This is a genomic window from Enterobacter cloacae complex sp. ECL352 (genome assembly GCF_020149545.1).
Lineage (GTDB): Bacteria > Pseudomonadota > Gammaproteobacteria > Enterobacterales > Enterobacteriaceae > Enterobacter > Enterobacter asburiae_B.
Genome location: NZ_CP083709.1, coordinates 3394735 through 3416129, shown reverse-complemented (window position 1 = coordinate 3416129; position 21395 = coordinate 3394735). Strand labels below are relative to the sequence as shown.

At 57.8% G+C, this 21395-nt stretch carries 19 protein-coding genes and 1 other annotated feature; of the genes, 8 read left to right on the top strand and 11 right to left on the bottom strand.

The window, feature by feature from the left end; translation table 11 throughout:
- Positions 1 to 39: 39 nt before the first annotated feature.
- The 3 genes from LBF07_RS16565 to LBF07_RS16555 are packed head-to-tail and all read left to right on the top strand — an operon-like array spanning position 40 to position 2299.
- Positions 40 to 891, top strand: coding sequence for a hypothetical protein (locus LBF07_RS16565; protein WP_048975507.1), 852 nt, complete (start codon positions 40 to 42; stop codon positions 889 to 891).
- A 44-nt stretch (positions 892 to 935) separates the two neighbouring features.
- Positions 936 to 1850 (top strand): SPFH domain-containing protein, encoded by a 915-nt coding sequence (locus LBF07_RS16560; protein ID WP_023310620.1) that lies wholly within the window; start codon positions 936 to 938, stop codon positions 1848 to 1850.
- The gene (locus LBF07_RS16555) at positions 1847 to 2299 is read left to right on the top strand and encodes an NfeD family protein (RefSeq protein WP_023310619.1); all 453 of its coding nucleotides are present in this window, start codon (positions 1847 to 1849) and stop codon (positions 2297 to 2299) included. The genes LBF07_RS16560 and LBF07_RS16555 overlap by 4 nt, the downstream gene beginning before the upstream one ends.
- Here LBF07_RS16555 and cueR read toward each other — a convergent pair.
- Complete coding sequence (gene cueR, locus LBF07_RS16550; protein WP_039263976.1) at positions 2296 to 2706, bottom strand: Cu(I)-responsive transcriptional regulator; 411 nt, start codon at positions 2704 to 2706, stop codon at positions 2296 to 2298. The genes LBF07_RS16555 and cueR overlap by 4 nt on opposite strands.
- Positions 2707 to 2814: 108 nt before the next feature.
- Here cueR and copA point away from each other — a divergent pair, with 108 nt between their 5' ends.
- The 3 genes from copA (at position 2815) to ybaK (ending at position 6837) form a co-directional block, all read left to right on the top strand.
- On the top strand, positions 2815 to 5313 hold the full coding sequence (copA, locus tag LBF07_RS16545; protein ID WP_094934740.1) for a copper-exporting P-type ATPase CopA: 2499 nt from the start codon (positions 2815 to 2817) through the stop codon (positions 5311 to 5313).
- A gap of 50 nt (positions 5314 to 5363) precedes the next feature.
- Positions 5364 to 6158: a TraB/GumN family protein gene (locus LBF07_RS16540; RefSeq protein WP_094934741.1), complete on the top strand. Its 795-nt coding sequence runs from the start codon at positions 5364 to 5366 to the stop codon at positions 6156 to 6158.
- Positions 6159 to 6357: 199 nt separating this feature from the next.
- Complete coding sequence (ybaK, locus tag LBF07_RS16535; RefSeq protein ID WP_023310615.1) at positions 6358 to 6837, top strand: Cys-tRNA(Pro)/Cys-tRNA(Cys) deacylase YbaK; 480 nt, start codon at positions 6358 to 6360, stop codon at positions 6835 to 6837.
- 121 nt (positions 6838 to 6958) lie between these two features.
- On the opposite strand, the gene ushA is transcribed toward ybaK, so the two are convergent.
- Positions 6959 to 8611: a bifunctional UDP-sugar hydrolase/5'-nucleotidase UshA gene (gene ushA, locus LBF07_RS16530; protein ID WP_094934742.1), complete on the bottom strand. Its 1653-nt coding sequence runs from the start codon at positions 8609 to 8611 to the stop codon at positions 6959 to 6961.
- Positions 8612 to 8780: 169 nt separating this feature from the next.
- On the opposite strand from ushA, the gene LBF07_RS16525 reads away from it, so the two are divergent.
- Together LBF07_RS16525 and ybaL are read left to right on the top strand one after the other, a co-directional pair.
- Complete coding sequence (locus LBF07_RS16525) at positions 8781 to 9989, top strand: MFS transporter (protein ID WP_045887946.1); 1209 nt, start codon at positions 8781 to 8783, stop codon at positions 9987 to 9989.
- Between the two features lie 229 nt (positions 9990 to 10218).
- Positions 10219 to 11895: a YbaL family putative K(+) efflux transporter gene (gene ybaL, locus LBF07_RS16520; RefSeq protein WP_047061258.1), complete on the top strand. Its 1677-nt coding sequence runs from the start codon at positions 10219 to 10221 to the stop codon at positions 11893 to 11895.
- Positions 11896 to 11987: 92 nt separating this feature from the next.
- Here the strand turns inward: ybaL and LBF07_RS16515 are convergent, their stop codons facing one another.
- The 9 genes from LBF07_RS16515 to LBF07_RS16475 all read right to left on the bottom strand — a co-directional run bounded on the left by LBF07_RS16515 (position 11988) and on the right by LBF07_RS16475 (position 21385).
- Positions 11988 to 13292, bottom strand: a complete 1305-nt coding sequence (locus tag LBF07_RS16515; RefSeq protein WP_094934743.1) for an inosine/guanosine kinase — start codon at positions 13290 to 13292, stop codon at positions 11988 to 11990.
- 62 nt (positions 13293 to 13354) lie between these two features.
- Positions 13355 to 14317, bottom strand: a complete 963-nt coding sequence (gene hemH / locus LBF07_RS16510; RefSeq protein WP_033144798.1) for a ferrochelatase — start codon at positions 14315 to 14317, stop codon at positions 13355 to 13357.
- 124 nt (positions 14318 to 14441) lie between these two features.
- Positions 14442 to 15086 carry an adenylate kinase gene (gene adk, locus LBF07_RS16505; RefSeq protein ID WP_006809841.1) on the bottom strand — a complete coding sequence of 215 codons (645 nt, stop codon included), beginning with the start codon at positions 15084 to 15086 and terminating at the stop codon, positions 14442 to 14444.
- Positions 15087 to 15314: 228 nt separating this feature from the next.
- Positions 15315 to 17189, bottom strand: coding sequence for a molecular chaperone HtpG (gene htpG / locus LBF07_RS16500; protein ID WP_094934744.1), 1875 nt, complete (start codon positions 17187 to 17189; stop codon positions 15315 to 15317).
- A 110-nt stretch (positions 17190 to 17299) separates the two neighbouring features.
- Entirely contained in the window at positions 17300 to 17905 is a 606-nt protein-coding gene (gene recR / locus LBF07_RS16495) for a recombination mediator RecR (protein ID WP_008499298.1), read from the bottom strand.
- A complete protein-coding gene (locus tag LBF07_RS16490) occupies positions 17905 to 18237 on the bottom strand; it encodes a YbaB/EbfC family nucleoid-associated protein (protein ID WP_003858972.1) in 333 nt (110 codons plus the stop codon). The genes recR and LBF07_RS16490 overlap by 1 nt, the downstream gene beginning before the upstream one ends.
- Before the next feature lie 54 nt (positions 18238 to 18291).
- Positions 18292 to 20217 (bottom strand): DNA polymerase III subunit gamma/tau, encoded by a 1926-nt coding sequence (gene dnaX, locus LBF07_RS16485; protein WP_087822109.1) that lies wholly within the window; start codon positions 20215 to 20217, stop codon positions 18292 to 18294.
- Positions 18898 to 18962 (bottom strand) — a sequence feature (DnaX frameshifting element). Its footprint overlaps the gene before it by 65 nt.
- Positions 20218 to 20305: 88 nt before the next feature.
- Complete coding sequence (gene apt, locus LBF07_RS16480; protein ID WP_069303751.1) at positions 20306 to 20857, bottom strand: adenine phosphoribosyltransferase; 552 nt, start codon at positions 20855 to 20857, stop codon at positions 20306 to 20308.
- Positions 20858 to 21007: 150 nt separating this feature from the next.
- Positions 21008 to 21385: a DUF454 family protein gene (locus tag LBF07_RS16475; protein ID WP_033144794.1), complete on the bottom strand. Its 378-nt coding sequence runs from the start codon at positions 21383 to 21385 to the stop codon at positions 21008 to 21010.
- Positions 21386 to 21395 lie beyond the last annotated feature (10 nt).

Sequence of the window (21395 nt, the reverse complement as noted above, 5' to 3'; positions counted from 1 at the left end):
TGTCATTTGTCTCCACCATCACTACAGGAAGTAAGCAGCATGGCACATATCTTTTATGAGTTTCCTTCCCTGAAGCCTGGTGTTCCTGATGTCGAAACATTAATGGAAGTCATCAAATCGTCGGAACTCACGCGTTTTGTCATCGGTGCAGAGGTGGTGGATTTTGTTAAGAAGGCGCTCATCGTGAACACCACGATCGGCAGTTTCAAAAATTGCTATTTCGCCTTCGACAACGGGACACACTTCCTGGAATTTGACGGCAAGGGAAAATCCAAACGTTTCAATGAGGTACCCGACTGGTTCGTCTCTCCGGCTGAATTTTCTCGTACCCAGTGGCTTATCAACCACGATCTTGCGGATGTAAAGGCCACCCAATTCATTGACGTGCTGATGTCCTATCCGCTGAAAGAGCGCCGTGCGCACTGTAATTTGTTATTCGGGCTGGAGCTGGAAAAGGTGAATGCGGTTCCGGCCGCAGCGTCAGCCGCAGGGAAAATCGGCAATAAAAACGGTAAAACGACCAAACCGCGCGTCACCGATCTGGGATCGTTTGAATTGTTCAGCCAGTTCTTTGCGCGCATGAAAACCGCCGTGCTGGCCGATGAGTTTCCCACCCTGCAGGTTCTGACGGGCATGGATAACCTGACTAAAGCGCCGCATAATTTAAAGCAGGGTATCAGAACGTGGTTCAAAGCCATCGCGGGCGATCTTCCTCCCAATAACAAGCGCGTTGAAGCGGGAAATGCCGTTCTGTTCTGCGCCCCCATTCGCGAACAGATCCAGCGTATCGAAGCGCTGGGGCTGGAGAAGTACTACCAGGGATTATCCAAAGCCATTGCCGAAGCGGGTGATGGATTCATCTCTGACTTTACCTATACTTACGAGCAATAAACACACACTTTCACTCATCACAGCATGCAAAACAGGAGGTTTTTATGCTTATCGTTGTTCCTGTCCTTATTTTCGTTGCGCTGGTTATTGTGGGCGCAGGCGTCAAAATTGTCCCTCAGGGCTATCAGTGGACCGTCGAGCGTTTCGGTCGCTACACCAATACCCTCCAGCCAGGCTTAAGCCTGATTGTTCCGTTCATGGATCGGATTGGTCGCAAGATCAACATGATGGAGCAGGTACTGGACATTCCTTCTCAGGAGATCATCTCCAAGGATAACGCCAACGTCACCATCGACGCCGTCTGCTTTATTCAGGTGATTGATGCGCCGAAAGCGGCCTATGAGGTCAGCAACCTGGAGCTGGCGATCGTCAACCTGACGATGACCAACATCCGTACCGTGCTCGGCTCAATGGAGCTGGACGAGATGCTTTCCCAGCGCGACAGCATCAATACCCGCCTGCTGCACATTGTCGATGAGGCAACGAACCCGTGGGGGATCAAGGTCACCCGTATCGAGATCCGCGACGTGCGCCCGCCGGCGGAGCTGATCGCCTCCATGAACGCCCAGATGAAGGCCGAGCGAACCAAGCGCGCCTACATTCTGGAAGCCGAAGGGGTGCGTCAGGCGGAGATCCTCAAAGCGGAAGGGGAAAAACAGTCGCAGATCCTGAAAGCGGAAGGCGATCGTCAGTCCGCATTCTTACAGGCGGAAGCGCGTGAACGTTCAGCCGAGGCGGAAGCCCGCGCCACCCAGATGGTGTCCGAGGCAATCGCCGCCGGTGATATCCAGGCCGTGAACTACTTTGTCGCGCAAAAATATACCGACGCGCTAAAACAGATCGGCTCGGCGAACAACAGCAAAGTGGTGATGATGCCGCTGGAGGCCAGCAGCCTGATGGGCTCTATCGCCGGTATTGCCGAACTGATTAAAGACAGCGGAAACGAGCGTAAAAAATGATTGAGCTGATCGCTGCACATCCTCATGCCTTCTGGCTAAGCCTCGGCGGCTTATTGCTGGCGGCGGAGATGCTGGGCGGCAACGGCTACCTGCTCTGGAGCGGTGTTGCCGCCGTCATTACGGGCCTTCTGGTCTGGATCCTTCCCCTGGACTGGGCGTGGCAGGGTGCGCTATTTGCCGTGCTCACGCTGGTGGCCGCGTGGCTGTGGTGGCGCTGGCTAAACCGGCGGGTTAACGAGCAGAAGCCGCTGGACGCGCACCTCAACCAGCGCGGACAGCAGATTGTCGGCAAGCGTTTTACGCTCGACACCGCGCTGGTAAACGGGCGCGGGCATATGCGCGTGGGCGACAGCTCGTGGCCGGTGGTCGCAGACGACGACCTCAGCGCCGGCACGCGGGTTGAGGTCATTGCGGTGGAAGGCATTACCCTGCGGGTGAAGGCCTGTTAGACAGAGGCCTTACGATGACAGCAGCCGGCAAGATTATCGATAATCGGGCAGTCGGCGCTGTCATCCCCCGGACAGGATTCCGCCAGCTGCAGCAGCTGTTCGCGCATCGCCTGCAGCTCGATGATGTGGCGTTCAATTTCGGCCACTTTTTCCAGCGTGCGTTTTTTCACGTCGGCGCTGTGACGCTTCGGATCGTTAAACAGGTTCACCAGCTCGCCGCACTCTTCCAGATTAAACCCCACCTGTCTTGCCTGGCGCAGCAGCGTCAGTTCATCCAGATGCAGCTGCGTGTAGCTGCGGTAGCCGTTTTCACTGCGCAGCGGTGGCGTTACCAGCCCCTTCTCTTCATAAAAGCGGATTGCCTTGCTGGTTAAGCCAGTTTTTTTTGCCACGTCACTGATATTCACATTTCCCCCTTGACCTTCCCCTTGATGGAAGGTTTAACCTTTATAACAGTCAGTGAAAAGCACTGTATCGGTCAACAACTGACCAGATCATTATACGGGAGTTTTACTATGTCTCACACTATCGACCTGACGCTGGACGGCCTCTCCTGCGGCCACTGCATCAAACGCGTTAAAGAAAGCCTGGAACAGCGCCCTGACGTTGAAAGCGCTGACGTGACTATCGATCATGCCGCCGTGACCGGCAGCGCCAGCGCGGATGCGCTGATTGATACCATCAAGCAGGCCGGTTACGGGGCGGAGTTAAGCCACCCAAAGGCTAAACCGCTGGCAGAGTCATCATCCCCGTCGGAAGCACTGACAGCGGCCACTCCTGAGCTTCCGGCAGCTGATGATATTGACGACAGCCAACAGCTGCTGATCAACGGCATGAGCTGCGCCAGCTGCGTCTCCCGGGTACAAAACGCCTTGCAGGCCGTACCGGGCGTCGCGCAGGCACGGGTAAACCTCGCGGAGCGCACTGCGCTGGTGATGGGCAGCGCCTCCGCCGCAGATTTAGTGCAGGCCGTTGAGAAAGCGGGCTACGGGGCGGAGGCCATCGAAGATGATGCCGAGCGCCGCGAGCGCCAGCAGGAAACGGCTATCGCCACCATGAAGCGATTCCGCTGGCAGGCGATTGTCGCCCTGCTGGTGGGTATTCCGGTGATGGTGTGGGGCATGATGGGTGACAACATGATGGTCACCGCTGACAACCGCACGCTGTGGCTGGTGATTGGTCTGATTACTCTTGCGGTGATGGTGTTTGCAGGCGGGCATTTTTACACCAGCGCCTGGAAGAGCCTGAAAAACCGCACCGCGACGATGGATACGCTGGTGGCGCTTGGAACCGGCGCGGCGTGGCTCTATTCGATGAGCGTGAACGTCTGGCCGCAGTGGTTCCCGATGGAGGCGCGCCATCTCTACTATGAAGCCAGCGCGATGATTATTGGCCTGATTAACCTGGGCCACATGCTGGAAGCCCGCGCCCGCCAGCGCTCCTCGAAAGCGCTGGAAAGATTGCTTGATTTAACCCCGCCGACGGCGCGCGTGGTCACGGATGAGGGGGAGAAAAGCGTCCCGCTGGCGGAAGTTCAGCCCGGCATGACGCTGCGCCTGACGACGGGCGATCGCGTTCCCGTTGACGGCAAGATAACCCAGGGCGAAGCCTGGCTGGATGAAGCGATGCTGACCGGCGAGCCTATCCCTCAGCAGAAATCAGACGGCGACGCCGTTCATGCCGGTACGGTTGTGCAGGACGGCAGCGTGCTGTTTACCGCCAGCGCCGTCGGCAGCCACACGACGCTGTCGCGTATCATCCGCATGGTGCGCCAGGCGCAGAGCAGCAAGCCGGAAATTGGCCAGCTTGCTGACAGAATCTCGGCCATTTTTGTGCCGGTGGTGGTCGGCATTGCCCTGCTGAGCGCGGCGATCTGGTATTTCTTCGGCCCGGCACCGCAGATTGTTTACACCCTGGTGATTGCCACTACGGTGCTGATCATCGCCTGTCCTTGCGCCCTTGGCCTGGCGACCCCAATGTCGATTATCTCCGGCGTAGGCCGCGCGGCCGAATTTGGCGTACTGGTGCGGGATGCGGACGCGCTGCAGCGGGCCAGCACCCTCGACACGCTGGTGTTTGATAAAACCGGGACGCTGACCGAAGGCAAACCCCAGGTAGTGGCCGTCACTACCGCAGGCATTGCGCAAGAGGACGCGCTGCGCCTCGCCGCCGCGCTGGAGCAAGGCTCCAGCCATCCGCTGGCGCGCGCCATTCTCGATAAAGCGAATGCTTCTGCCCTGCCGCAGATCAGCAATTTCCGCACCCTGCGCGGGCTCGGCGTCAGCGGTGAAGCAGAAGGCCACGCGCTGCTGCTGGGCAACCAGGCATTGCTCAATGAAAATGGTATTGATACCGCCGCGCTGGAAAGCGAGCTGAAGGCGCAGGCGTCTCAGGGCGCTACGCCGGTTCTGCTGGCGGTGGATGGCAAAGCCGCCGCGCTGCTGGCCGTGCGCGATCCGCTTCGCCAGGACAGCGTGGACGCCCTGCAGCGTCTGCACCGTGCGGGCTATCGTCTGGTGATGCTGACCGGGGACAATCCGACAACGGCCAACGCCATCGCGAAAGAGGCCGGAATTGATGAGGTCATTGCAGGCGTACTGCCGGACGGTAAAGCGGACGCCATCAAGAAACTGCAAAGTCAGGGTCGTCAGGTGGCGATGGTCGGCGACGGCATCAACGATGCCCCGGCGCTGGCCCAGGCGGACGTCGGGATTGCCATGGGCGGCGGGAGCGATGTCGCCATCGAAACCGCTGCCATTACGCTGATGCGCCATAGCCTGATGGGCGTTGCCGACGCGCTGGCCATTTCAAAAGCCACGCTGCGCAACATGAAGCAGAACCTGCTGGGAGCGTTCGTCTATAACACCCTCGGTATCCCAATCGCGGCCGGTATTCTGTGGCCGCTGACCGGCACGCTGCTTAACCCGGTGGTCGCGGGCGCGGCGATGGCGCTCTCCTCCATTACCGTGGTGAGCAACGCCAACCGCCTGCTGCGCTTTAAACCGAAGGATTGAACCTTGTACCCGTACGCGCTAGCATGAACCTTTCCATTCATGGAGCGCGTATGGGTCTGTTTAATCGTATAAAAGCATCGTTTCGCGCCCTCTTTCCTCGCCGTTATGCCTGGCCCGGTCTGGATATCTCTCTCCCCGGCGGGCAGCACCTGCATCTGGTCGGCAGTATTCATATGGGTACGCAGGATATGTCTCCCCTGCCACCCGGGCTGATTAAACTGCTGAAACGCGCCGACGCGCTGGTCGTTGAGGCGGACATTTCGGGTCAGGAGTCGCCGTTTGCCGGGCTGGAAAGCGATCTCAGCCTGGCGGAACGTCTGGATGATCCCCGGCTTGCGGAACTGACGCGCGTCGCGGATGAAACCGGCGTGTCGCTCTCCATGATTGACACCCTGCCGCTCTGGCAAATTGCGATGGTGCTGCAGGCTACGCAGGCGCAGCGTCTGGGACTGCGCGGTGACTACGGCATTGATTACCAGCTGCTGAACGCGGCAAGGGCGCGCAGCCTGCCCATCATCGAGCTGGAAGGGACGGACAGCCAGATTGCGCTTCTGCGCCAGCTTCCCGACGACGGCCTGATGCTGCTGGATGATACGTTGACCCACTGGCACACCAACGCGCGCCTGCTGCAGACCATGATTGGCTGGTGGCTGGACGCGCCGCCTGAGGACGGTAAGCTGGCATTGCCCTCGACGTTCAGCGAATCGCTTTATGATGTGCTGATGAATGCGCGCAACAAAGCCTGGCGGCAGACGCTGCATGCTTTGCCCGCGGGGCATTACGTGGTGGCGGTTGGGGCGTTACATTTGTACGGAGAAGGGAATTTGCCGTCACTGTTGAAATAAAAAAATGGCCAATATTTCTATTGGCCCGTCAAAGAGGAATTTCATCGTTTTTATTATGCCGAAGGAGACCTTCGGTTGAGCCGATTGTCGCTCAAAGTGACCATCACTGCCAATACTATTGCGCAAGATGGTGCTATTTTTTAGACAAACGTCAGGCGTATGCTGATGGCATGATTTGTCTGTCGTAAGAAGGATAGCTATGACTCCCGCCGTTAAATTACTCGAAAAAAACAACATTTCTTTCCGGATCCACACTTACGATCACGATCCGAATGAAACTAACTTTGGTGATGAAGTGGTGCGCAAGCTGGGGCTGAATGCTGACCAGGTTTATAAAACGCTGCTGGTGGCGGTGAATGGCGATATGAAACACCTCGCCGTCGCGGTTACTCCGGTGGCGGGACAGCTGGATCTGAAGAAAGTCGCCAAAGCCCTGGGGGCGAAGAAGGTGGATATGGCGGATCCGATGGTGGCGCAACGCACCACGGGCTATCTGGTGGGCGGGATCAGTCCGCTCGGGCAGAAAAAACGCCTGCCGACGCTGATTGATGCCCCTTCGCAGGAGTTTGAAACCATCTTTATATCCGGCGGCAAACGCGGGCTGGATATCGAGCTGGCGGCGGGCGACCTGGCGAAAATGCTGGACGCGAAGTTTGCGGATATTGCGCGCCGGGATTGAGAAAATTGCCCGGTGGCGGCTGCGAGGTAAAAGCAAAACGGTAACAGGCGTTACCGTTTTTTGTGTTCGCGCCCTCTCCCGGTGGGAGAGGGTTGGGGTGAGGGCATCAGGCCGCACACCACTACTGCCAGCTCACCTCACCCTTCGGCTCGTAGGCATTCACGTCAATCGGCGAATTCTGCTCGATGAACTGCTTCAGCACTTCCGCGTCGATAAAGCCGGTATTCACGTATCCCGGTTTATTATCGATATGCGGATAGCCGTCGCCGCCGGTGGCGTTAAAGCTTAACGTCGCCAGACGGTAGGTCTTAGCCGGATCAACCGGTTCGCCTTTGATCTTCAGGTCGTTAAGCTTGCCGTCTTTCGCCACAAAGCTGACGTTGGCAAACTGCGGATAGGCCCCGGAATCCGGCTTCATCTGCGCCACGGCGGTCAGGTAGTCAATCACCTCTTTCCCGCTCATGTCCGCATAGACCACCACGTTGCCGAACGGCTGCACCTTCAGGACGTCCTTATAGGTAATGTTTCCGCCCTCGATGGAATCACGAATACCGCCGCCGCTCATCACGCCGAAGTCAGCGCCGGTGCGCGCCATTTGCGCCGCCAGCACCAGGTGGCCCATGTTGGTCTGCACGAAGCGAACTTTGCTGCGGTCCCCCTCCAGACGACCGTTCAGCGTGCCGATTTTCACGTCCAGCTGCGCCTTGCCCTTGTTCTGGAACGGCGTCAGCAGGGAGAGCATCTGCTGGTTTTCAGCGATCTCCGGCGTGTAGAGTACACGCTCGCTTTTCCCGTCCGGGTAGGTGACTTTCTTCTTCAGGTTGACCGGGATGAGCTGATAGTGAACCAGCTTCATCTCGCCGTTACGGAACTCGAAATCCGCCCGGCCCACGTATTTGCCCCACTCGTGCGCCTGAACTATCCAGATACCGTTCTGACGGTCCGGCGCGCACGGCGTGCCCGGCACGTAGTCCACCTGCTTTTTGTTCTCCGAGGCCATACACACCGGATCCTGTGAGTGACCGCCCACAATCATTGCCAGCGAGCCCGCGGGCAGGCTGCGCGCCATTTCCACGTCGCCGGGCGCGTTAGAACCGTGCTCGCCGTTGTCGTAGTGCCCCATGTGCGTGGTGGCGATAATCACGTCCGGCTTCTCGTTTTGCTGCAGCTCCTGAATCACCAGCTTCGCTTCGTCTGCCGGTTTGCGGAATTCGATATCGGTAAAGAACTCGGGGTTACCAATTTTCGCCGTATCGTCAGTGGTTAAGCCGATGACCGCGATCTTCAGATCCTGACGCTTAAAAAGCGCCCACGGCTTAAACAGGCGTTCGCCGGTGCTTTTCTGGTAAATATTGGCGGAGAGGAAGGGGAATTTGGCCCATTTTTCCTGCTGACGCAGCACGGTCAGCGGATTATCGAACTCGTGGTTACCCACGGCCATCGCATCGTAGCCAATCAGGTTCATGCCGCGAAAATCAGGTTCCGCGTCCTGTAAATCGGATTCCGGCACGCCGGTATTGATATCGCCACCCGACAGCAGCAGCACGCTGCCGCCCTGGGCAGACACCTCTTTACGAATGCCGTCCACCAGCGTTTTTTGCGCCGACAGGCCATATTCGCCGTATTCGCTGCGCCAGAAATGACCGTGGTGATCGTTGGTATGCAGAATGGTGATTTTATAGGTTTTGTCTTTTTCATACGCCTGCGCGGGCAGGCTTACCAGGCCCCATGCGGCGATGAGCGCCAGCGCGACGCCCCGCTTCATTAACTTCATCTTCTCTCTCCCTGACCAATAGACAAAGGCAAAAATTACAGTGACTAACAAGAATAGACAAATAAGTTTTCAGAATTGCGACTTTCTTCAAATGTCCCGGACGGGTATGTTAGTCGGATAATAATTACACCCTGCATCTCTAATAACGAAAAACGTGGTACTTCTCTCTATGGCAATCAGTGAATCAACCCAGCCCGTTCCGGGCGCGCCGGCGTCGCGCACCTCCTTTAAAGTCTTAGGCGCAATCAGTCTCTCGCACCTGCTCAACGATATGATCCAGTCGTTGATTCTGGCCATTTATCCGCTGCTGCAGTCCGAGTTCTCACTCACCTTCGTGCAGATCGGGATGATCACCCTGACCTTCCAGCTGGCTTCCTCACTGCTGCAGCCGGTGGTGGGCTACTGGACGGATAAATATCCGATGCCGTGGTCGCTGCCGATAGGCATGTGCTTCACCCTCAGCGGGCTGGTGCTGCTGGCCATGGCGGGCAGCTTTGAAGCGGTGCTGATTGCCGCCGCGCTGGTGGGCACCGGCTCGTCCGTTTTCCATCCGGAGTCCTCCCGCGTGGCGCGTATGGCCTCCGGGGGACGTCACGGTCTGGCGCAGTCTCTCTTCCAGGTGGGCGGTAACTTTGGTAGCTCTCTCGGCCCGCTGCTGGCCGCGGTGATTATTGCCCCTTACGGTAAAGGCAACGTGGCATGGTTTGTACTGGCCGCGCTGCTGGCGATCATCGTGCTGGCGCAGATCAGTCGCTGGTATGCCGCTCAGCATCGCGTGAATAAAGGTAAACCTAAAGCGAAGGTTATCAATCCCCTTCCGCGCAACAAGGTTATCCTGGCGGTTTCCGTGCTGCTGGTACTGATTTTCTCGAAATACTTCTATATGGCGAGCATCAGCAGCTATTACACCTTTTATCTGATGCAAAAATTCGGATTATCGGTGCAGAATGCGCAGATCCACCTGTTTGCCTTCCTGTTCGCCGTTGCGGCCGGCACGGTCATTGGCGGGCCTGTGGGTGATAAGATTGGGCGTAAATACGTCATTTGGGGCTCTATCCTCGGCGTGGCGCCGTTTACCCTTATTTTGCCGTACGCGAGCCTTGAATGGACGGGGATTTTAACCGTGATCATTGGTTTTATTCTCGCATCCGCGTTTTCCGCCATTCTGGTCTATGCCCAGGAGCTGCTGCCTGGCCGTATCGGTATGGTTTCCGGGCTCTTTTTCGGTTTCGCCTTCGGCATGGGCGGGCTTGGCGCGGCGGTGTTGGGGATGGTGGCGGATCACACCAGCATCTTCCTGGTTTATAAAATCTGCGCTTTCCTGCCACTTCTTGGGATGTTGACCATATTCCTGCCTGATAACCGTCATAAAGCGTAAATTACGGGTAGCCAAAGTTTTACTTTGGCTACCTGATACCCTGATGCCATAAGGGTTTCTTCTTCTTCCCCTCGCTGAATTTATCAAAACGCGCTTTTTTACGTGCATATTGCTGTTTTATTCAAACTTCAACAATAATTCATAAACATAAGGGTAAAAATTGTCATAAACTATTACTCGGTTTTTTGGTTTTCGCCAAAAAGGAACACCCACAACGAAAGGAGACGGAATGCACCACGCCACACCGCTTATCACCACCATTGTTGGTGGACTTGTGCTCGCTTTTATCCTCGGCATGATTGCCAATAAGCTGCGTATTTCTCCTCTTGTCGGCTATCTGTTAGCGGGTGTACTGGCGGGACCGTTTACGCCAGGCTTCGTGGCGGATACCAAGCTGGCCCCTGAGCTGGCGGAATTGGGCGTGATTCTGCTGATGTTTGGCGTCGGCCTGCACTTCTCCCTGAAGGATCTGATGGCGGTAAAGTCGATCGCCATACCGGGAGCGATCGCCCAGATTGGGGTGGCGACGCTGCTGGGGATGGCGCTTTCGGCGGTGCTGGGCTGGTCGTTAATGACCGGTATCGTATTTGGGCTGTGTCTCTCAACCGCCAGTACCGTGGTGCTGCTGCGCGCGCTTGAAGAGAGACAGCTGATAGACAGCCAGCGCGGGCAAATCGCGATAGGCTGGCTGATTGTTGAAGACCTGGTGATGGTCCTGACGCTGGTGCTGCTGCCAGCCGTCGCCGGGATGATGGAAAAAGACAACGTCGGCTTTGCCTCGCTGGCGCTGGATATGAGTATCACCATCGGTAAGGTGGTGGCATTTATCGCCATCATGATGCTGGTGGGACGCCGTCTGGTGCCGTGGATCATGTCCCGCAGCGCGGCAACCGGCTCCCGCGAGCTGTTCACCCTCTCCGTGCTGGCGCTGGCGCTGGGTATCGCTTTTGGTGCCGTAGAGCTGTTTGACGTCTCCTTTGCCCTGGGCGCGTTCTTCGCCGGGATGGTGCTGAACGAGTCCGAGCTGAGCCACCGCGCGGCGCATGACACTCTGCCGCTGCGCGATGCCTTCGCCGTGCTGTTCTTCGTCTCCGTCGGGATGCTGTTTGACCCGATGGTCCTGATTCACCAGCCGCTGGCCGTGCTGGGCACGCTGGCGATCATCATCTTTGGTAAGTCGCTTGCCGCCTTCTTCCTGGTGCGGATGTTCGGTCACTCCCCGCGCACGGCGTTGACCATCGCTGCCAGCCTGGCGCAGATCGGTGAGTTCGCCTTTATTCTGGCCGGTCTGGGCATGGCCCTGAACCTGCTGCCGCAGGCGGGGCAAAACCTGGTGCTGGCGGGGGCGATTCTGTCGATTATGCTGAACCCGGTACTGTTTGCCCTGCTGGAAAAATACCTCGATAAAACCGAAACGCTGGAAGAACAGACGCTCGAAGAGGCCATCGAAGAAGAGAAGCAGATCCCGGTGGATATTTGCAATCACGCCCTGCTGGTCGGCTTTGGCCGCGTGGGCAGCCTGCTCGGTGAGAAGCTGATGGCGCAGGGCATTCCGCTGGTGGTGATTGAGACCTCACGCACCCGCGTCGACGAGCTGCGCGAGCGCGGCATTCGTGCGGTACTGGGCAATGCGGCAAACGAAGAGATCATGAATCTGGCGCATCTGGACTGCGCGCGCTGGCTGCTGCTGACCATACCTAACGGCTATGAAGCGGGCGAGATTGTGGCCTCCGCGCGCGAGAAGTGCCCAACGATTGAGATTATCGCCCGGGCGCACTATGACGACGAGGTGGAGTACATTACCGAGCGCGGTGCAAATAAGGTGGTGATGGGCGAGCGCGAGATTGCGAATACGATGCTGACGCTGCTGGAGAAACCGCCGGTTGAAGAAGGGGTGACGGGGTAAGTTTGGTGCGGCCTGATGCCCTCACCCTGACCCTCTCCCACAGGGAGAGGGAACAAACACTAAAAACGGCAACCAGGGTTGCCGTTTTGCTTTTACCTGTCCCAGTAAGCCTCTTCGAGGCTGTCTTCACGTTCCGGCAGCCCACGCGTTAAGCGCGGGGAGTGCTGGTTCAGTACCTGATAGCTCACGCGGTTGGCATATTTACACACCTGTGCCAGCGAGGAATAGGTCAGCCAGCTGAACTTGTGCTTGCTGGAGTTCGGCACGTTGGTTTTATGATAGGCGTTAGCGGTGATGTCGTGCAGCAGTGCGGCCAGCGCGCCGTCGCCCGCACCGTTGGTGTTCATGATCTTCTCCGGCCCGCCCATATACGGCGCGATATGAGAGTAGATTCGCAGCGGATTCACGCAATCTTTGTAGCGCATGCCGCGGCTGAACTCGTACTGGTTGAACTCGGCAATCGCACCGGGCAGCAGCGGGTGCTGGGTTTTGCGCTTGCTCTCTTCTTCCGTGAAGCCCGCCATATAGAGCCCAACCGGGCCGGCGGTACAGAGCACCAGATCCACCCAGTCCAGCGCTTTGTCAGACGCCAGCAGCGGATCGCTTTCGCCGGTCAGCGCTTCGGCCTCTTCTTCGTTCATTGCCAGAATCGAGACGTGCTCTTTCAGGAACGCCTGCCACCAATCCGGGTTATCGGCGATAACGAATTTTGTGCCCAGCGTCAGAACGACAGGCACGTTGTATTTCTTCGCGTACTCGATCGCTTTCATGGTCGCTTCCGGCATCGGCTCGCCCGGCTTACAGCGCACCAGGTAGGAGGTCAGCACCAGCGCCGAGGCGCCCGCGATCACCTCTTCCGGAATACTCTCGGCGCGCAGCTTGTTCATATGGCCCGGGCTGATGGCAAAAGTACGCTCGCCGGAATCGCTAATCAGCGTAAAGCAGCGGCCAATAGGCCCGTCGACGCCCTGAAGATAGTTCAGGTCGGTACGGCTGGAGGTGTTGCAGAGATAGCGGTAGGCATAGCCACCGATTTCGATATTGCTGCACATCACGCCGAGCAGCACGGAGCGATCGTCGGCCAGCACGGAGTAGTTATGCATGGTATTTCCGATGGTGCCACCGGCGAACTGATGGGTAATCAGGTTTTCGCGCACCAGCTCCTGGTACAGCGCTTCGGCAACGTCGTCCTCAATCACCAGCGAGTGACCGGCGCTCAGACCGTAACGGGCGACAAACGCATCATCCACTTTCGCTTCAATGTCCACCAGCGTCTGATCGATACCGACGACCCATGCCGCGCTGGTTTCGTTTTCTGGCTGGATTTGCTGCAGAAGCGGGTCGCGGGCATCGACGGGGAAGTAGTGTTTGGATTTGCGTTTACCGGGAAATTTCATGGTCTGAACTGTACGAAGAATATGGGCCGGGAATGGTAGCACAAACCCGGCCCGGAGTGCGATCAGCGGCTGTTCGTTACCAGCGAGACCATCATATCGATATGCTCAGGCGAGTCGTTAAGCGCCGGAATGTACTCGTACTTTTCGCCGCCAGCCTCAAGGAAAAATTCCCGGTTTTGCACCGCGATCTCCTCCAGCGTTTCCAGACAGTCTGCCGAGAAGCCCGGCGACATCACCTGAATGTGCTTCACGCCCTTCTCACCCAGCATTTTGAGGGTTTCATCGGTGTACGGCGTCAGCCACGGCTCGCGACCGAAGCGCGACTGGAAGGTCATCATCACCTTCTCCGGCGGCAGGCCAAGGGCGGAAACCAGCTCGCGCGTAGTATCGCGGCAGCGCTGCGGATAATCATCCCCTTCATTGGCGAAACGCTGCGGGATCCCGTGATAGGAAAGCAGCAGCAGATCCGGCTCGCCGTGCTTTTCAAACGACGCGCGCGCGCTGTTGGCAAGCGCCTGGATGTAGAGATCGTTATCCGCGTAGTCGCGAATAAAAGTCACGCCCGGAATGCGGCGGCGGGTCGCCAGAATGCGGGCCAGCTCGTCCCAGACGGCGGCCACCGTCGAGCAGGAGTACTGCGGGTAGAGCGCCAGCACGACGATATGGTCCACGCCCTGCGCCAGCAGTGATTCCACCGCGCTTTGCAGGGACGGTTTTCCGTAGCTCATGCCAAGCGCGACGGGCATATCCGGCAGGCGGGCGGCCAGCGCTTTTTCCTGGCGACGGCTGTAAACCATCAGCGGCGAGCCCTCTTCCATCCAGACGGACTGATAGAGTTTGGCGACGCGCGGGGAACGAATCGGCAGAATGACGCCACGCAGCAGCGGCCACCACAGCAGTCTCGGGAAATCCACGACGCGCGTGTCGCTTAAAAATTGTCGCAGGTAGCGTTTTACCGCGTCTGATGTAGGTGCTTCTGGAGTGCCCAGATTGGCAAGCAGGATGCCGGTTTTCGCCTGACTCATTCACGCCTCTTAACCATTTGATAGGTTGTCAATTGTAGCGGAAATGCGTTTAAACGAAACCCATTGCTGTAATAGGTAAGATGAGAATATTTCTCACCCGGGAGCCCGGGTGAGAGGCGCGCGATTAGCCGAGGATTTTTTCCAGCTCTGCACGTACGTCAGCCACGGCTTTGGTGCCGTCAACTTTGGCGTATTTGGTGTTACCCGCCTGCGCTTCTTTGGTGTAGTAGCCGATCAGCGGCGCGGTCATCTGATGGTATTCCACCAGGCGTTTACGCACGGTCTCTTCCTGATCGTCTTTACGGGTAGTCAGCTCTTCGCCGGTCACGTCGTCTTTGCCTTCAACCTTAGGCGGGTTGAATTTGATGTGGTAAACGCGGCCAGAAGCAGCGTGTACGCGACGGCCAACGATACGGTCAACGATCAGCTCGTCCGGTACGTCGAACTCCAGAACGTAGTCCACGTTGATGCCCGCTTCTTTCATGGCGTCAGCCTGAGGAATGGTGCGTGGGAAGCCGTCCAGCAGGAAACCGTTACGGCAGTCTTCCTGCGCAATGCGCTCTTTGACCAGAGCAATAACCAGCTCGTCGGTCACCAGCTTGCCTGCGTCCATGATGTCTTTCGCTTGTTTACCCAGCTCGGAGCCAGATTTTACAGCGGCGCGCAGCATGTCACCGGTGGAGATTTGCGGAATACCGTATTTCTCCATGATGAACTGAGCCTGAGTTCCTTTACCCGCGCCCGGAGCGCCAAGCAGAATAATACGCATTGCGAAAATCCCCTCAAAAGTCGTTTCAATTTTTCAAAAGCGCTAAACAATACCACCAGAACGGGCATCGCTCAAGGAAGGCGGGAAGGCTGAAACGGTTAACGGGGGGAGATTATTTGCATTAGTGCGGTTGTTTCCCCTCACCCTAACCCTCTCCCCAAAGGGGAGAGGGAATTTGAACACCCTCTCCCCTTTGGGGAGAGGGCAGGGTGAGGGGCAGGTGTTTAATTACGCCAGCAGTAGCGCATTCACACGTTTAATGAACAGGTTGGGATCTTCCAGCGTGCCGCGCTCGGCCAGCAGGGACTGATCCAGCAGCAGTTCAACCCACTCGGCAAAGCGGGCGTCGTCCTGGGTATCCGCCGCGCGTTTCACCAGAGGATGATCCGGATTAAGCTCAAAGATATATTTCACTTCCGGCATCGCCTGGCCCGCCGCCGCGAACAGTTTCGCCATCTGGGTGCTCATTTCGTCCGCATCGGTGGTGACAATCGCCGGGGTGTCGGTCAGACGGTGCGTGAAGCGTACCTCTTTCACGCGCTCGCCCAGCAGGTTTTTCACGCGCTCAACGAACGGCTCCAGCGCCTTCTCGGCTTCTTTCGCGCTTTCGTCCACTTCATCCGCCAGCTTGTCGATGGACTCGTCGGCCTTGGCTACGGACTGGAACGCCTTACCGTCGAACTCGGTCAGGTAGTTCATCATCCACTCGTCGATGCGGTCAGAAAGCAGCAGCACTTCGATGCCTTTCTTGCGCAGCAGCTCCAGGTGCGGACTGCTCTTCGCCGCCGCGTAGCTGTCGGCGGTGATGTAGTAGATCTTCTCCTGCCCTTCTTTCATGCGGGAGACGTACTCTTCCAGCGACACGGTCTGCGCGGAGGAGTCGTTGTGCGTAGAGGCGAAGCGCAGCAGTTTAGCGATCGTTTCAACGTTCGCGGTGTCTTCTGCCGGACCTTCTTTCAGCACCAGGCCAAACTGTTTCCAGAAGGTCTGATATTTTTCCGCATCGTCTTTCGCCAGTTTTTCCAGCATCTGCAGCGCACGTTTGGTCAGGGCGTTGCGCAGGTTACGGGTGACGGTGCTGTCCTGAAGGATCTCACGGGAGACGTTCAGCGGCAGATCGTTGGAATCGATCAGACCACGCACGAAGCGCAGGTAGTTCGGCATGAACTGCTCGGCGTCGTCCATGATGAATACGCGCTGCACGTACAGCTTCAGGCCGTGCTTGTGATCGCGGTTCCACATGTCCCACGGCGCCTGTGCCGGGATGTACAGCAGGCTGGTGTACTCCTGCTTACCTTCCACGCGGTTGTGGCTCCAGGTCAGCGGGTCGGTAAAGTCGTGGGCGATGTGCTTGTAGAACTCGTTATATTCGTCGTCTTTAATTTCAGACTTGTTGCGCGTCCACAGCGCCTGCGCCTTGTTGATCTTCTCCCAGGAAACCACGGTTTCACCGTCTTTCTCTTCCTGTTTTTCAATCTCTACCGGCAGGGCGATGTGATCGGAATATTTGCTGATGATGGAGCGCACGCGCCAGTCGTTCAGGAAATCATCTTCCCCTTCACACAGGTGCAGGGTGATTTCGGTACCGCGATCCGCTTTGGTGATGTCATCAACGGTATATTCGCCTTCCCCTTTGGATTCCCACAGCACGCCGTTCTCGGCGCTGTCGCCTGCCGCACGGGTACGGACGGTAACTTTGTCGGCCACGATAAACGCCGAGTAGAAACCGACGCCGAACTGACCAATGAGCTGGCTGTCTTTCGCCTGGTCAGAGCCCATGGACTCAAGGAACGCTTTGGTGCCGGATTTGGCGATGGTACCGAGGTGGTCGATCACCTCGTCGCGGTTCATCCCGATGCCGTTATCGGCGATGGTCAGGGTGCGGTTCTCTTTATTGAACGAGACGCGCACGCGCAGCTCGCCGTCACCTTCGTACAGGTCCGGGTTAGACAGCGCGCGGAAGCGCAGCTTGTCCGCCGCGTCCGAGGCGTTGGAAATCAGCTCACGCAGGAAAATTTCTTTGTTGGAATACAGGGAATGGATCATCAGGTGCAGAAGCTGTTTTACTTCTGACTGGAAACCACGGGTTTCTTGTCCTTTCATCTATGTCGACCTCAACAATGCCATTTAATGGGGTTTTAAAACGTTGAGTGAGAGATGGGGATAAGGGAGGAAATTTTCAAGCGGAGGCCGCGCGCGCAGCCTCCGTTTGGTCAGAAAATAATCTTGTGACGCCCGGCCAGAGAGTGCGACAGCGTGGTGCCGTCGACCATTTCCAGTTCGCCGCCCACCGGCACGCCGTGGGCAATGCGGCTGGCGTCAACGCCGTACTGCGAGCACAGTTCGGCGATGTAGTTGGCGGTTGCCTCCCCTTCCACCGTCGGGTTGGTGGCGAGGATCACCTCTTTGATGGTTTCGGACTCAAGACGCTGTTCAAGGCGGTCAAGACCGATATCATCCGGGCCAATACCGTCCAGCGGGGAGAGATGCCCCATCAGCACGAAGTAGCGACCGGAAAACTGCCCGGTTTGTTCGATGGCGTAGATGTCCGCCGGACTCTCCACCACGCAAATCTGACCGTTTTCCTGACGACGCGGGTTCGTACAGATGTTACACACGTCCTGCTCGGTAAAGGTGCGGCAATCCGCACAGTGACCAATTTCTGACATGGCGCGGGTTAAAGCCTGCGCCAGGCGCATCCCGCCGCTGCGGTCGCGCTGCAATAGCGTAAACGCCATGCGCTGCGCCGACTTCGGGCCAACGCCCGGCAGGCAGCGCAGTGCTTCCATTAACTGCGTGAGCAGCGGACTGGTTTGCATCAGAATGGCATCTTGAAGCCAGGCGGAAGCTGCATACCGCTGGAAACAGAGGCCATTTTCTCTTTCTGAGTTTCGTCGATACGGCGAGCGGCATCGTTAAACGCGGCTGCAACCAGATCTTCCAGCATCTCTTTGTCGTCTTCGAGCAGGCTCGGGTCGATTTCCACGCGACGGCAGTTGTGCGCACCGTTGATGGTCACTTTGACCAGACCGGCACCGGATTCACCCGTGACTTCCAGCTGAGCGATCTCTTCCTGCATCTTCTGCATTTTTTCCTGCATCTGCTGAGCCTGCTTCATCAGGCCACCCAGACCGCCTTTTCCACCAAACATAGGCTTCTCTCTTCTTTCACGTTTAAGGATTACAACCGTAAGTCAGACTCACGATCAAATGGGGCGAATACTCTCTTCATCCAGATCGGCGTCGAAGAACCGGCGCAGGGTCTGAATGTTGTTATCCGCAATAATCGCCTCGCGCGCCTGCGCGAGCTTTTCTTCATAAATGGCCTGGCGCCACTCGAGCGGCGTTTTCACTGCCGGATTATCATCTTCAATGATAGTCAATTCAACCGGCGCACCCTGTAATGCGGTGAGCGCCTCGGCCAGCGCCTTTTGCGCACCAGGGGAATTGAGGTGCCGCTGGCCCGGACGCAGGTGTAAACGCACCTGATTACCGTCCTGCTCTTTCCAGGCATTCAGCGCGACCTGCTCGACCAGCTTCGGCAGCTGGAGTTTGCTGACCTCGGCGGCCCAGGCGTCGCGCGCAATGGACTCTTCAGCAAGCTTCGCGGAAAGCTCCGGCGTTTTCTCATGCTCCAGCGCCTTTTTCAGCGCTTTCGGCGTGGCGACCTCTTCCTTCACCTCTTCGGTGATGGTGGTTGCCTTCCAGCGGTAAGCCTCTTCTTTCACCGGGGCTTTCTGCTCAAGCGCGGACGGTGCCGGACGCGACTGTACGCGCTCCGTTACCGAGGCCAGTCGTTCAAGCGCGGCGTTGTTCACCGGCCGCGCTCTTCCTGGCGCTGCCGGTTCACTCTTTTTTGGTTTGGTTACTCCCTGCGCACGCTGCAGCTGGCTGCGTGCGGCAAGCACCGAACTGGTGGCATCCGACAGCGGCACGTTTTGCGGCGGCGGTGTCGGCTGCGGTGGCACCTGCTGCGGCGACATCACCGCCGTAGGGGCGACCGGCGCGAAAGACTGCCGCGGCGCTTCCGGCTCCGGCAATGGCATGCGCGGGTGGAACGCCAGCGCGCGCAGCAGCGTCATTTCAACGCCCATTCGTGGATCCGGCGCGAACGGTAACTCTTTGCGGCCAATCAGCAGCGTCTGGTAGTACAGCTGCACGTCGGCAGGCGGCACGGTGCGGGCAAGTTCACGCATCCGCTGTTCAATGGCGGCCATATCCGCTCCGATGGCGGACGGTGAAAGCTGCAGCATCGCCACGCGGTGCAGCAGGCTGAGCATCTCAACCAGCAGTCCTTCCCATTCGATACCCCGGGCAGCGGCCGCGTTCACCTGCGACATCACGCGTTCGCCGTTGGCGGCAATCATCGCCTCGATAAGCGACAGCGCCTGATCGTCATCCAGCGTGCCGAGCATGGTGCTGACCGCCTCGGTGGAGAGCTTGCCGTCACCGCTGGCAATCGCCTGGTCGGTCAGGCTGAGCGCATCACGCAGGCTGCCGTCCGCCGCGCGTGCCAGCAGCTGCAGGGCGCGCGGCTCGTGAACGATCTTCTCTTCATCAAGAATGTGCTCAAGCTGCGCGCGGATCTGCTCAACGTCCAGCGCCTTCAGGTGGAACTGCAGGCAGCGCGACAAAATCGTGACCGGCAGCTTTTGCGGATCGGTGGTCGCCAGCAGGAACTTCACATGCGCGGGCGGCTCTTCCAGCGTTTTCAGCAGGGCGTTGAAGCTGTGGCGCGACAGCATGTGCACTTCATCGATCAGGTAGACCTTGAAGCGGCCGCGCGCCGGGGCGTACTGCACGTTATCGAGCAGATCGCGGGTATCTTCCACTTTGGTACGCGAGGCGGCGTCGATCTCGATCAGATCGACAAAACGCCCCTGCTCGATCTCCCGGCAGTTATCGCACACGCCGCACGGCGTGGCGGTGATCCCGGTTTCGCAGTTGAGACCTTTTGCCAGCAAACGGGCAATAGAGGTCTTACCGACGCCGCGGGTGCCGGAGAAAAGATAGGCGTGATGGATGCGACCTAGCGACAAGCCGTTCGCCAGGGCCGTCAGCACATGTTCCTGACCGACAACGTCAGCAAAGGTTTGTGGTCGCCATTTACGGGCTAACACCTGATAACTCATGGGCAGGCTCTGCAACGCTGGAAGGTGAATTTATGGAGGGGAATGCTATCACAACCTCACCCATTGAGCGAGGTTGTGAAAACCGGGATTAATGACCCGGGAAAGGCACCAGGCTGTAGCTGGTGATGCCCTGTTTTTCCAGGCGCTGTTCACCGCCGAGATCGAACAGGTTGATGATGAATGCCGCGTCGGTCACTTCACCACCCAGACGACGGATCAGCTTCACGGTCGCTTCAATGGTGCCGCCGGTTGCCAGCAGATCGTCGACCACCAGCACCTTGTCGCCAGGTTTGATCGCATCAATGTGGATCTCCAGCTGATCGGTGCCGTACTCCAGCTCGTAGCTCTCAGCAATGGTTTCACGCGGCAGTTTGCGCGGCTTACGCACCGGCACAAAACCCACGCCCATTGCCAGCGCAACCGGTGCGCCAAACAGGAAGCCACGGGCTTCGGTACCTACTACTTTGGTGATCCCGGCGTTTTTATAACGCTCGACCAGCAGTTCAATGCTGAGCGCGTACGCTTTCGGGTCTTCCAGCAAGCTGGTGACATCACGGAAAAGAATGCCAGGCTTTGGATAGTCCTGGATGCTTTTGATGCTGTTTTTCAGATATTCAAGCTGCTGTGCAGTTGCGGTCATCGGTTTTGCCTAAATGAAACAGTGTTACTCACAGCGCGCAACGAGTCGGCCAAGGCAACAATTGTTTAACCTTTGACCAGGCGCACCTGTGCTCGAAAACGGTCGAATTTACTGGCTGCGCGTGATAATTGCAACAGCCATGATGAGGCTTCAGTGCTTTTGTTGCTTTTCATCAACCACGGGGATCCGCCACATAAAGAAAAGCAGGCAGGAGAGGATCGCCAGCAGCAGAATACGTACCCACATCATTTTCACCAGCCATAATGAAATAGCGAAGGTGATGAGGATCACCGCGATCGCGCGCGGCTTCGCGCCTGGCGGCATGGCCCGGTGTTTTTGCCAGTGCCGCAGATAGCCGCCAAACCACGAGCGATAGAGCAGCCAGTGGTGAAAACGCGGCGACGAGCGGGCGAAGCACCAGGCCGCCAGCAGGATAAACGGGGTGGTCGGCAGCAAGGGTAAAAACACACCCAGCGTGCCAAGCACTACCGCGAGCCAGCCAATGATGATTAAAATAGTACGCTTCATAATGCGAATC